Origin of the sequence: Burkholderia sp. ZZQ-2, assembly GCF_050768715.1 — a bacterium.
Taxonomy (GTDB): Bacteria; Pseudomonadota; Gammaproteobacteria; order Burkholderiales; family Burkholderiaceae; genus Burkholderia; species Burkholderia cepacia.
In genome coordinates, this window is the sequence record NZ_LDVA01000024.1 from 1 (window position 1) to 10,773 (window position 10,773).

10 protein-coding genes are annotated in these 10,773 nt (G+C 66.6%); 6 read left to right on the forward strand and 4 right to left on the reverse strand.

Features of this window, described 5'->3' with window-relative positions:
- On the reverse strand, positions 1-887 hold an 887-nt coding region (mreC, locus tag ABY44_RS00395; protein WP_431640721.1), incomplete at its 3' end, for a rod shape-determining protein MreC.
- Positions 888-1,013: 126 nt separating this feature from the next.
- The gene (locus ABY44_RS00400) at positions 1,014-2,057 is read right to left on the reverse strand and encodes a rod shape-determining protein (RefSeq protein ID WP_004189550.1); all 1,044 of its coding nucleotides are present in this window, start codon (positions 2,055-2,057) and stop codon (positions 1,014-1,016) included.
- 367 nt (positions 2,058-2,424) lie between these two features.
- On the opposite strand from ABY44_RS00400, the gene gatC reads away from it, so the two are divergent.
- The 5 genes from gatC (at position 2,425) to ABY44_RS00425 (ending at position 7,532) form a co-directional block, all read left to right on the forward strand.
- Positions 2,425-2,724, forward strand: coding sequence for an Asp-tRNA(Asn)/Glu-tRNA(Gln) amidotransferase subunit GatC (gatC, locus tag ABY44_RS00405; protein ID WP_027788858.1), 300 nt, complete (start codon positions 2,425-2,427; stop codon positions 2,722-2,724).
- Between the two features lie 65 nt (positions 2,725-2,789).
- Positions 2,790-4,280, forward strand: coding sequence for an Asp-tRNA(Asn)/Glu-tRNA(Gln) amidotransferase subunit GatA (gene gatA / locus ABY44_RS00410; protein ID WP_027788859.1), 1,491 nt, complete (start codon positions 2,790-2,792; stop codon positions 4,278-4,280).
- Between the two features lie 4 nt (positions 4,281-4,284).
- On the forward strand, positions 4,285-5,760 hold the full coding sequence (gene gatB, locus ABY44_RS00415; protein ID WP_021158566.1) for an Asp-tRNA(Asn)/Glu-tRNA(Gln) amidotransferase subunit GatB: 1,476 nt from the start codon (positions 4,285-4,287) through the stop codon (positions 5,758-5,760).
- 118 nt (positions 5,761-5,878) lie between these two features.
- Complete coding sequence (locus ABY44_RS00420; RefSeq protein WP_027788860.1) at positions 5,879-6,718, forward strand: polyphosphate kinase 2 family protein; 840 nt, start codon at positions 5,879-5,881, stop codon at positions 6,716-6,718.
- Between the two features lie 40 nt (positions 6,719-6,758).
- Entirely contained in the window at positions 6,759-7,532 is a 774-nt protein-coding gene (locus ABY44_RS00425; RefSeq protein ID WP_021158564.1) for an exodeoxyribonuclease III, read from the forward strand.
- A gap of 128 nt (positions 7,533-7,660) precedes the next feature.
- Here ABY44_RS00425 and ABY44_RS00430 read toward each other — a convergent pair whose 3' ends face one another.
- On the reverse strand, positions 7,661-8,713 hold the full coding sequence (locus ABY44_RS00430; RefSeq protein ID WP_027788861.1) for an NAD(P)-dependent alcohol dehydrogenase: 1,053 nt from the start codon (positions 8,711-8,713) through the stop codon (positions 7,661-7,663).
- A 228-nt stretch (positions 8,714-8,941) separates the two neighbouring features.
- On the opposite strand from ABY44_RS00430, the gene ABY44_RS00435 reads away from it, so the two are divergent.
- Positions 8,942-9,886, forward strand: coding sequence for an AraC family transcriptional regulator (locus tag ABY44_RS00435; RefSeq protein WP_060174263.1), 945 nt, complete (start codon positions 8,942-8,944; stop codon positions 9,884-9,886).
- Positions 9,887-9,895: 9 nt separating this feature from the next.
- Here the strand turns inward: ABY44_RS00435 and ABY44_RS00440 are convergent.
- A partial coding sequence (locus ABY44_RS00440; protein ID WP_431640725.1) for a M48 family metallopeptidase occupies positions 9,896-10,773 on the reverse strand: 878 nt, incomplete at its 5' end.

Sequence of the window (10,773 nt, forward strand, 5' to 3'; positions counted from 1 at the left end):
CCCTTCGCGTTCTTGTCGGCGGCCGGATCGGGCTCGGCCGGGCGCGGCGGGATGTCGTTCTGGTAATGCAGCACGAGCATCTGGCGCGCGCCGCGCACGGCGGCGATCGGCGCGCAGGTCACACGCGCGAATGCGGTATCGGCCAGCTTGTCGACGCGTACGACCTTCGCGACCGGCAGGCCGGGCGGATAGACGCCGTCGAGGCCGCTCGTGACGAGCTCGTCGCCGACGACGAGATCCGCGCTCGTCGGCACGAAGCGCAGGTCGAGCGAATCGCCCTTCGGCGTGCCGTAGATCACGCTGCGCAGGCCGGTGCGCAGCACCTGCACGGGAATCGCGAGATCGCGGTCGGTGACCAGCGTGACTTCGGACTGCAGCGGGAACACGCGCGTGACCTGGCCGACCACGCCGTTCTCGCTGACGACGGGCGCGCCGTTCTGGATGCCCTGCTGCGAACCCTGGCCGATCACGATCTTCTGCGTGAACGGATCGCTCGTGTCGTACTGGATCTCGGCCGGTGTCGATTGCGTCGCGATGTGCTGGCGCAGCTCGAGCACGGCGCGCAGGTGCGCGTTCTCCTGCGCGAGCACGGCGGCCTGGTTGGCCTGCGTGGACAGCTGCAGGTTGCGCTTGCGGAGATCGTCGTTGTCGTGGCGCAGCGACGCGCCGGTGACGGCGATGTCGGCCGCGCCCATGAACAGGTCGCGCGGCACGAGCGCGGCGCGCTGCAGCGGATAGAGCACGGTGCCGAGCACGCCGCGGACGATTTCGAGCGTGTTGAAGCGCGCGTCCGACACCAGCAGTGCGATCGCGACGGCGACGAAAAAGATGAGCCGCGCGAGCGCGGGCGGGCCTTGCTTGAAGAGGGGCGGCGGACTGTATTCCATGGTCGGCGCCGGGCGCGAACGATCGGTTAAATGAAGCTCAGACGCGCAAACGGCGCGGCGGTTCGTTCTGAATGAGCGAGCCGGCCACGCCGCGGGTGCGTCATGTCAGGAAGACTGCCTAGACGATCACTCGTACGAGAAGATGCTGCCCAGCTTGTCCATGCGCTCGAGCGCCATGCCCGAACCGCGCACGACGCAGGTGAGCGGATCTTCCGCGACGAGCACCGGCAGGCCGGTTTCTTCCGCGAGCAGGCGATCGAGGTCGCGCAGCAGCGCGCCGCCGCCCGTCAGCATCATCCCGCGTTCGGCGATGTCGGCGCCGAGTTCCGGCGGCGTCTGTTCGAGCGCGATCTTCACCGACGACACGATCTGGTTCAGCGGATCGGTCAGCGCTTCGAGGATTTCGTTGCTGGAGATCGTGAAGCTGCGCGGAATGCCTTCCGACAGGTTGCGGCCCTTCACTTCCATTTCCTTGACTTCGGAGCCCGGGAACGCGGAGCCGATTTCCTTCTTGATCGCCTCGGCGGTCTGCTCGCCGATCAGCATCCCGTAGTTGCGGCGGATGTAGTTGACGATCGCTTCGTCGAACTTGTCGCCGCCGACGCGCACCGAGCCTTTATAGACGATACCGCCGAGCGAGATCACGCCGACTTCCGTCGTGCCGCCGCCGATGTCGACGACCATCGAGCCGGTGGCTTCCGACACCGGCAGGCCTGCGCCGATCGCGGCCGCCATCGGCTCCTCGATCAGGTAGACCTGCGATGCGCCGGCGCCGTGCGCGGCTTCCTTGATCGCGCGGCGCTCGACCTGGGTCGAGCCGCACGGCACGCAGATGATGATGCGCGGCGACGGCGAGAACATGCGCGACTCGTGGGCCGTCTTGATGAACTGCTTGATCATCTGCTCGGTGACGGTGAAGTCGGCGATCACGCCGTCCTTCATCGGGCGGATCGCCTCGATGTTGCCCGGTACCTTGCCGAGCATCTGCTTGGCTTCCTTGCCGACTGCCTGGATCGTCTTCTTGCCGTTGGGGCCGCCTTCCTGGCGGATCGACACGACGGACGGCTCATCGAGCACGATGCCCTTGCCGCGCATGTAGATCAGGGTGTTTGCGGTGCCGAGGTCGATCGCGAGATCGTTGGAGAAGTAGCTGCGCAAAAAACCGAACATTCAGAATCCTGTTTCGCTCTGGGCCGGCCCTGCATAGCGAGCGCTGAGGGCGGCAGCGGAAAAAATAACAGCCTCGGGAAGCGTGGCGGAAGCGGCCGCCGCGGCGCACGAAGCTGCGAGTGATGTCTACCGGGGATCGCACGAAGCACGCACGGCTTGCCGAAGCGGGGCGAAACGGTGCGGGAAAAGGCTGCCGGGTTTGGGTCGAACGCGTAATGATACCTTATAATTTCACGGTATTTGAATCGAAACGGGCGGTATTTTTGCCGCTTCGGCCCCGATTTTTGAGGGTGGGATCGCACCCTCCAACCCCCCGCCGCAGTGCTGCTTTCGATGCATTGCGCAGTCTTGTTTTTCCGGTGATCGCATGGCCCTGACCCTGACCGATGTGAAACGCATCGCGCACCTGGCGCGACTCGAAATGGCCGACGCCGACGCCGAGCACATGCTCGGCCAGCTCAATGATCTCTTCGGCCTCGTCGAGCAGATGCAGGCGGTCGACACCGCCGGCATCGCGCCGCTCGCCCACCCGATCGAACAGATCCAGGAAGTCGCGCAACGCCTGCGCGACGACGCCGTGACGGAAGTCGTCAATCGCGACGACAACCAGCGTCCGGCGCCGGCCGTCCAGGACGGCCTCTATCTCGTGCCGAAGGTGATCGAGTAAGCATTCGACGACAAGCGCGCCGGCCAGCGCCGCGCGCCACCCAGAATTCCCAGGAAAACCACTCAATGCACGCAAAAAGCCTGACCGAACTGCGCGCCGCGCTCGCCGCCAAGGAATGCTCGGCCGTCGAGCTCGCGCAGCTCTACCTGAAACGGATCGACGCCGCGCGCGACCTGAACGCGTTCGTCCACGTCGATGCCGACCTGACCCTCGCGCAGGCGAAAGCTGCCGACGCGGAGCTCGCGCGCGGCGCGGGCGGCGCGCTCACCGGCCTGCCGATCGCGCACAAGGACGTGTTCGTCACGCGCGGCTGGCACTCGACCGCCGGCTCGAAGATGCTCGCGAACTACGCGAGCCCGTTCGACGCGACCGTCGTCGCCCGCCTGCAGGCGGCCGGCATGGTCACGCTCGGCAAGACCAACATGGACGAGTTTGCGATGGGCTCGTCGAACGAGAACTCGGCGTTCGGCGCGGTGAAGAACCCGTGGGACACGAACGCCGTGCCGGGCGGCAGCTCGGGCGGCAGCTCGGCCGCCGTCGCCGCGCGTCTCGCGCCGGCGGCAACCGGCACCGACACCGGCGGCTCGATCCGCCAGCCTGCGTCGTTCGCGGGCGTGACGGGCATCAAGCCGACCTACGGCCGCGTGTCGCGCTACGGGATGATCGCGTTCGCGTCGTCGCTCGACCAGGGCGGCCCGATGGCGCAGAGCGCGTCCGACTGCGCGCTGCTGCTGAACGCGATGGCCGGCTTCGACGAGCGCGACTCGACGAGCCTCGATCGCGACGATGAAGACTTCACGCGCCACCTCGGCCAGCCGTGGGCGGCCGGCAACGATGCGGGCAAGCCGCTCGCGGGCCTGCGCATCGGCTTGCCGAACGAGTATTTCGGCGACGGCCTGGCCGACGACGTACGCGCGACGATCGACGCGGCACTGAAGCAGTATGAAGCGCTCGGCGCGACGCTCGTGCCCGTGTCGCTGCCGAAGACGGAGCTGTCGATCCCCGTGTATTACGTGATCGCGCCGGCCGAGGCATCGTCGAACCTGTCGCGTTTCGACGGCGTGCGTTTCGGCCACCGCGCCGCGCAATACGGCGACCTGCTCGACATGTACAAGAAGTCGCGCGCGGAAGGCTTCGGCCCCGAGGTGAAGCGCCGGATCCTGGTCGGCACGTACGTGCTGTCGCACGGCTACTACGACGCGTACTACCTGCAGGCGCAGAAGATCCGCCGCATCATCGCGAACGATTTCCAGGAAGCGTTCAAGACCTGCGACGTGATCATGGGCCCGGCCTCGCCGACGGTCGCATGGGATCTCGGTTCGAAGGGCGACGATCCGGTGCAGATGTATCTCGCGGATATCTACACGCTGTCGGTGAGCCTCGCGGGCCTGCCCGGCATGAGCGTGCCGTGCGGCTTCGGCGCGGGCGCGAACGCGAAGCGCCCGGTCGGCCTGCAGATCATCGGCAACTATTTCAACGAAGCCCGGATGCTGCAGGTCGCCGACGCGTTCCAGCGCGCGACCGACTGGCACAAGCAAGTTCCGGCAGGGGTGTAAGCACATGGCTACTCAATGGGAAGTCGTTATCGGTCTCGAGACGCACGCGCAACTGTCGACCGTCTCGAAGATTTTCTCGGGCGCGTCGACGCAGTTCGGCGCCGAGCCGAACACGCAGGCGTGCCCGGTCGACCTGGCGCTGCCGGGCGTGCTGCCGGTGCTGAACCGCGGTGCGGTCGAGCGCGCAATCCGCTTCGGCCTCGCGATCGGCTCGACCATCGCGCCGCGCAGCATCTTCGCGCGCAAGAATTATTTCTACCCCGATCTGCCGAAGGGCTATCAGATCAGCCAGTACGAGATTCCGGTCGTGCAGGGCGGCCAGATCACGATCCAGGTGCCCGCCAACGAAAAGGCCGGCAAGGAAGCGTACGAGAAGACGGTCAACCTGACCCGCGCGCACCTCGAGGAAGACGCGGGCAAGTCGCTGCATGAAGACTTCGCCGGGATGACCGGGATCGACCTGAACCGCGCAGGCACGCCGCTGCTCGAGATCGTCACCGAGCCGGAAATGCGCAGCGCGGCCGAGGCCGTGGCCTATGCGAAGGCACTGCACGGGCTCGTCGTGTGGCTCGGCATCTGCGACGGCAACATGCAGGAAGGCTCGTTCCGCTGCGACGCGAACGTGTCGGTGCGACCGGTCGGCCAAGAGAAGTTCGGCACGCGCGCGGAAATCAAGAACCTGAACTCGTTCCGGTTCCTCGAGGAAGCGATCAACTACGAAGTGCGTCGCCAGATCGAGCTGATCGAGGACGGCGGCGAAGTGGTGCAGGAAACGCGCCTCTACGATCCGGACAAGCGTGAGACGCGCTCGATGCGCAGCAAGGAAGACGCGCACGACTACCGCTACTTCCCCGACCCCGACCTGATGCCGCTCGTGATCGGCCAGGACTGGATCGAGCGCGTGCAGTCCGGGATGCCCGAGCTGCCGGCCGCGATGCAGCAGCGCTTCGCCGAGCAGTACGGCGTGTCTGCGTACGACGCGGGCGTGCTGACGTCGAGCAAGGCGATGGCCGCGTATTTCGAATCGGTGGTCGCGAAGGCCGGCGCCGCGAACGCGAAGATCGCCGCGAACTGGCTGATGGGCGACGTGTCGTCGCAGCTGAACCGCGACGGCATCGAGATCGACGCGATCCCCGTGTCGGCCGCGCAGCTCGCGCTGCTGCTGCAGCGCATCGCCGACGGCACGATCTCGAACAAGATCGCGAAGGAAATCTTCGCGACGATCTGGGACGAGAAGCCGGACGACGAAGGTGCGGCCGACCGCATCATCGACGCGAAGGGCCTGAAGCAGATCTCCGACACCGGCGCGCTGGAAGCGATCATCGACGAAGTGCTCGCGGCGAACGCGAAGTCGGTCGAGGAATTCCGCGCGGGCAAGGAAAAGGCGTTCAACGCGCTGATCGGCCAGGCGATGAAGGCGACCAAGGGCAAGGCCAATCCGCAGCAGGTCAACGAACTGCTGAAGAAGAAGCTCGGCTGAGCATGAGCGCGCGCCTGAACCGCGCTTGACGACGGGCCGCCCCGAACCAGTTCGGGGCGGCCCGTTGCGTTTGGCGGATGCGTTATCGTATGCGTCACACCGTCCAACGGAGGAACGAATGGCGAAACAACCGTCGCTCGACGATTTCCGCGTGCCTTATTTCACGCGCGAGAAGGAAGCCGCCGCATTCAAGCTCGATGCGTTCGACCCGGCCGCGAAGCCGTTTTCGTCCGGCTCGAAGGATGACGACCGCGAACGGCTGTCGGTCGTGTCGACCGAACTCGACGTGCAGCAGGAGCGCCTGCACACGCAGCAGAAGAAGCGCGTGCTGCTCGTGCTGCAGGGGATGGACACCAGCGGCAAGGACGGCACCGTGCGCGCGGTGTTCCGCGAGGTCGATCCGCTCGGCCTGCGCGTCGTGTCGTTCAAGGCGCCGACGCCGATCGAGGCCGCGCACGACTTCCTGTGGCGCGTGCATGCGCAGGTGGCGGCCGCGGGCGAGCTCGCGATCTTCAACCGCAGCCATTATGAAGACGTGCTCGTGCCGCGCGTGCTCGATCTGATCGACGCGAAGGAATGCGAGCGCCGCTACCGGCAGATCCGCGATTTCGAGACGATGCTGGTCGAGAACGGCACGACGATCATCAAGTGCTTCCTGCACATCTCGAAGGACGAGCAGCGCGAGCGGCTGCAGGCGCGCATCGACGATCCGACCAAGCACTGGAAGTTCGACATCTCCGATCTCGACGCGCGCAAGCACTGGGACGCGTACCAGTCCGCGTACCGCGACGCGCTCGCCGCGACGTCCGCCGAGCATGCGCCGTGGTACGTGATCCCGGCCAACTCGAAGACGCACCGCAACGTGATGATCGCCGAGCTGCTGCTGCGCACGATGACCGACATGAAGCTGGAATTCCCGCCGCCGAAGCCGGAGCTCGAAGGCGTGAAGATCCGTTAAGCTGCCACCCTGTAAAACATCGAACTGAACGGAATCCGACATGATGCGAGTGATTACCGCCAACCTGAACGGCATCCGCTCCGCCGCGAAGAAGGGCTTCTTCGAGTGGCTCGGCGAACAGAACGCCGATTGCGTGTGCGTGCAGGAAATCAAGGTCTCGGCCGACGACCTGCCGGCCGAATTCGTCGAGCCGCACGGCTTCAAGAGCTATTTTCACCACGCCGAGAAGAAGGGCTACAGCGGCGCGGGCGTGTACAGCCGCCGCGAGCCCGACGACGTGATCATCGGCTTCGGCAGCAGCGAATTCGATGCCGAGGGTCGTTATGTCGAGGCGCGCTACGGCAAGCTGTCGGTCGTGTCGGTGTACGTGCCGTCCGGCTCGAGCGGCGAGGAGCGCCAGCAGGCGAAGTACCGCTTCATGGACGAGTTCATGCCGCACCTTGCCCAGCTCAAGAAGAAGCGCGAGGTGATCCTGTGCGGCGACGTGAACATCGTCCACAAGGAAATCGACATCAAGAACTGGAAGAGCAACCAGAAGAACTCGGGCTGCCTGCCGGAAGAGCGCGAGTGGCTCACGAAGCTGTTCGACGATGTCGGCTACGTCGACGTGTTCCGCACGCTCGACCCGCGCGCCGAGCAGTACACGTGGTGGAGCAACCGCGGCCAGGCGTATGCGAAGAACGTCGGGTGGCGGATCGATTACCAGATCGCGACGCCGGGCGTCGCCGGCACCGCGAAAAGCACGTCGATCTTCAAGGACATCAAGTTCAGCGACCACGCGCCGCTGACGGTGGACTACGACTACAAGAAGTGATTGCCGGCGCCGCGCCGCGCGCGTAGCGCCCGAACCCGCCGGTCACCGGATGCAGAACGGGCCGCATGTCGAACATGCGGCCCGTTTCATTTGGGGCGGCGATCGTGCGGGCCGCCCGGCGGTGGCGCTTATTGCTTGATCGATGCCATGTCGATCACGAACCGGTACTTCACGTCGCTCTTCAGCATCCGTTCGTAAGCGGCGTTGATCTGCTGCATCGGAATCGTCTCGATATCCGACGTGATCCCGTGCTCCGCGCAGAAGTCGAGCATTTCCTGCGTTTCCGCGATCCCGCCGATCAGCGAGCCCGCGAGGCGGCGGCGCTTGAAGATCAGGTTGAACACCTGCGGCGACGGATGGTCGTGCTCCGGCGCGCCGACGAGCGTCATCGTGCCGTCGCGCTTCAGCAGGTGCAGGAACGGGTTCAGGTCGTGCTGCGCGGCGACCGTGTTCAGGATGAAGTCGAAGCTGTTCAGGTGCGCGTTCATCTGCGCTTCGTCCTTCGAGATCACGACTTCGTGCGCGCCGACGCGCTTGCCGTCCTCGATCTTCGACGGCGACGTCGTGAACAGCACGACGTGCGCGCCCATCGCGCGTGCCAGCTTCACGCCCATGTGGCCGAGGCCGCCGAGCCCGACGATGCCGACCTTCTTGCCGGGGCCGACGTTCCACTGCCGCAGCGGCGAGTAGGTCGTGATCCCCGCGCACAGGAGCGGCGCGGCGCCGGCCGGGTCGAGCGTCTCGGGCACGCGCAGCACGAATGCCTCGTCGACGACGAGCTGCGTCGAGTAGCCGCCGTACGTGACGTCGCCCGTCACGCGGTCCTGGCCGTTGTAGGTGCCGACGAAGCCGTTCTCGCAATACTGCTCGAGCCCGTCGGCGCAGCTCGGGCAGGTGCGGCACGAATCGACGAGACAGCCGACGCCGACCAACTCGCCGACCTTGAAGCGCGATACCTGCGGGCCGGTCGCGGTCACGCGGCCGACGATTTCATGGCCCGGCACGACCGGGTAGATCGTGTTGCGCCATTCGTTGCGCGCCTGGTGCAGGTCCGAGTGGCAGACGCCGCAGTAGAGGACGTCGATCTGGACGTCGAGGTCGCGCAGCGCGCGACGCTGGAATTCGAACGGGGCGAGCGGCGACTGCGAATCGGTTGCCGCGTAAGCGTAGGTGGTGCTCATGCAGGGGGCTCCTTGGCCGGGAAAACATCCGGCGAAACGAACTGCCGTCGCACCCTATGGCGATGCGGCGAGGCAGGACGTCATCGTAAGGAGCGCGGCGCCGCGATGAAATACACGAAGGTCTGGAAGATTTGCCTATTCCTCTCGAACTGCGTGCAAACGGCCGCCAAAACGCATTCAAGATGCTACATTGCGAGCCAGATTCTCTTGCCGGACAGGATGACGCAGATGAGCTTCGAGCCCCTTTTCGCCGACACGGGCGACCGCGTGCAGCGCCGCATGGTCGAGCTGCACACGCGCCTCGCGCCGAACGAGGGCGACACGCTCGCGGCGCTCGACGGCGTGCGTTTGATTCGCGTGAGCCGTCCGGGGCCGCGCATGCCCGTGCTGTACGAGCCGAGCATCATCGTCGTGTGCCAGGGGCGCAAGCTCGGTTATCTCGGCGACCGCTCGTTCGTGTACGACGCGCAGCAATACCTGGTGCTGTCGGTGCCGCTGCCGTTCGAATGCGAGACCTTCGCGAGCGCGGAGGAGCCGTTTCTCGCGATCTCGATCCGCGTCGATCTCGCGGTGATCGCCGAACTCGCGATCCTGCTCGACGAGACGCTCGGCGCGGCCGCGAGCGAACCGCTCGGCGTCTATTCGACGCCGCTCGACGCGCCGCTGGCCGATGCGGTCGTGCGGCTGCTCGAAGCGCTGGCTTCGCCGCACGACACGCGCGTGCTGGGCCCCGCGATCATGCGCGAGATCGCGTATCGCGTGCTGACGGGCGCGCAGGGCGACGCGATCCGCGCGGCGCTCGTGCAGCAGCATCACTTCGGCCGCATCGCGAAGGCGTTGCGGCGCATCCATGCGGAGCTGAGGGCCGACCTCGATGTCGAGACCCTGGCGCGCGAGGCCGGGATGAGCCTCGCGGTGTTCCACGCGCACTTCAAGCACGTGACGGCGACGTCGCCGATGCAGTACGTGAAGGCCGCGCGCCTGCATCAGGCGCGGCTGATGATGGTGCAGGACGGCGTCGGCGCCGGTACGGCGGCCGCGCGTGTCGGTTATGCGAGCGCGTCGCAGTTCAGCCGCGAGTTCAAGCGGCTGTTCGGCCGCAGCCCCGGTGACGAAGTGCGCTGGATGCGTGAAATCGGGATTCGCCCGGTCGTGGCCGATACGGACGCGTAGCGTCCGGCGTCAGCCGGTGGCGCCGCGCCGCACGACCTTGCGCCGCTGCGCGCTGATGCCCGCGTAGTCGGGCAGTGAGTCGACCCGCTTGCCGATCGCCTTCGCGTACAGCGGCATCAGGTCCGGCAGCCGGTTCAGCAGATCCTGGCGCCGCGCGGTGCCGTACGGGTGCGTGTAGATGAAGCCCGTGGCCTTGTTCGCGCGCGTCGCGGCCGCGAGCTTGTCCCACAGTGTGATCGCCGCGCGCGGATCGAAGCCCGCGCGGGCGGCGATGTCGCCGCCGATCACGTCGGCTTCGGTCTCGTCGGTCGGGTCGTAGTGGAGCGACTGCAGGCGCTCGCCGAGGTTCAGCGCCTGCGGCAGCGGATCGCCGACGCCGAACAGCGGCGGCAGCGCGGCGGCGCGCAGCGAAGTTTGCGATGCCGCGCTGAAGTTGCTGCGCGCATGTTCGCGCAGCGCGTGCGCGATGCCGTGCGCGGCCAGCACGCCGAGTTCGTCGTCGTTCAGCCGGAGGCGCTCGAGCAGGCCGCCGTACACGAGCACCTTGCCGCCCGGCAGGCAGGTCAGGCGGATGTCGCGCGAGCGGATCACGTTCACGTCCCACGCCCAGTTCTTCACGCGATCGTTCCACTTCACCGAATACGGCGCGAGCTTCGTGACGATCGCGCGGAGGCGCTTCACGCGCGGCTGGTTTGCCGGCAGCAGGCGGTTGCTGTCGGCGGCCGCCTGCACGATCTGCGCGTATTCGCTCGCGGTGAGCTGCTCGAGCAGCGGCGACGGGATCAGCGTGCGGAATGCGATCGCATTGCCGTAGCGGACCTGCTGCGGTGTCGGCGTATAAGCCTTCGTCGACGCGGCGGCGCCGGTCGGCTGCGCGGGTTCGGCGG

Excerpts from the sequence above, each read along its gene's own strand:
- ABY44_RS00425 (WP_021158564.1), top strand. The coding sequence starts at position 6,759 with ATGATGCGAGTGATTACCGCCAACCTGAACGGCATCCGCTCCGCCGCG.
- ABY44_RS00435 (WP_060174263.1), top strand. The coding sequence starts at position 8,942 with ATGAGCTTCGAGCCCCTTTTCGCCGACACGGGCGACCGCGTGCAGCGC.
- ABY44_RS00420 (WP_027788860.1), top strand. The coding sequence starts at position 5,879 with ATGGCGAAACAACCGTCGCTCGACGATTTCCGCGTGCCTTATTTCACG.
- ABY44_RS00400 (WP_004189550.1), bottom strand. The coding sequence starts at position 2,057 with ATGTTCGGTTTTTTGCGCAGCTACTTCTCCAACGATCTCGCGATCGAC.
- gatB (WP_021158566.1), top strand. The coding sequence starts at position 4,285 with ATGGCTACTCAATGGGAAGTCGTTATCGGTCTCGAGACGCACGCGCAA.
- gatA (WP_027788859.1), top strand. The coding sequence starts at position 2,790 with ATGCACGCAAAAAGCCTGACCGAACTGCGCGCCGCGCTCGCCGCCAAG.
- ABY44_RS00430 (WP_027788861.1), bottom strand. The coding sequence starts at position 8,713 with ATGAGCACCACCTACGCTTACGCGGCAACCGATTCGCAGTCGCCGCTC.
- gatC (WP_027788858.1), top strand. The coding sequence starts at position 2,425 with ATGGCCCTGACCCTGACCGATGTGAAACGCATCGCGCACCTGGCGCGA.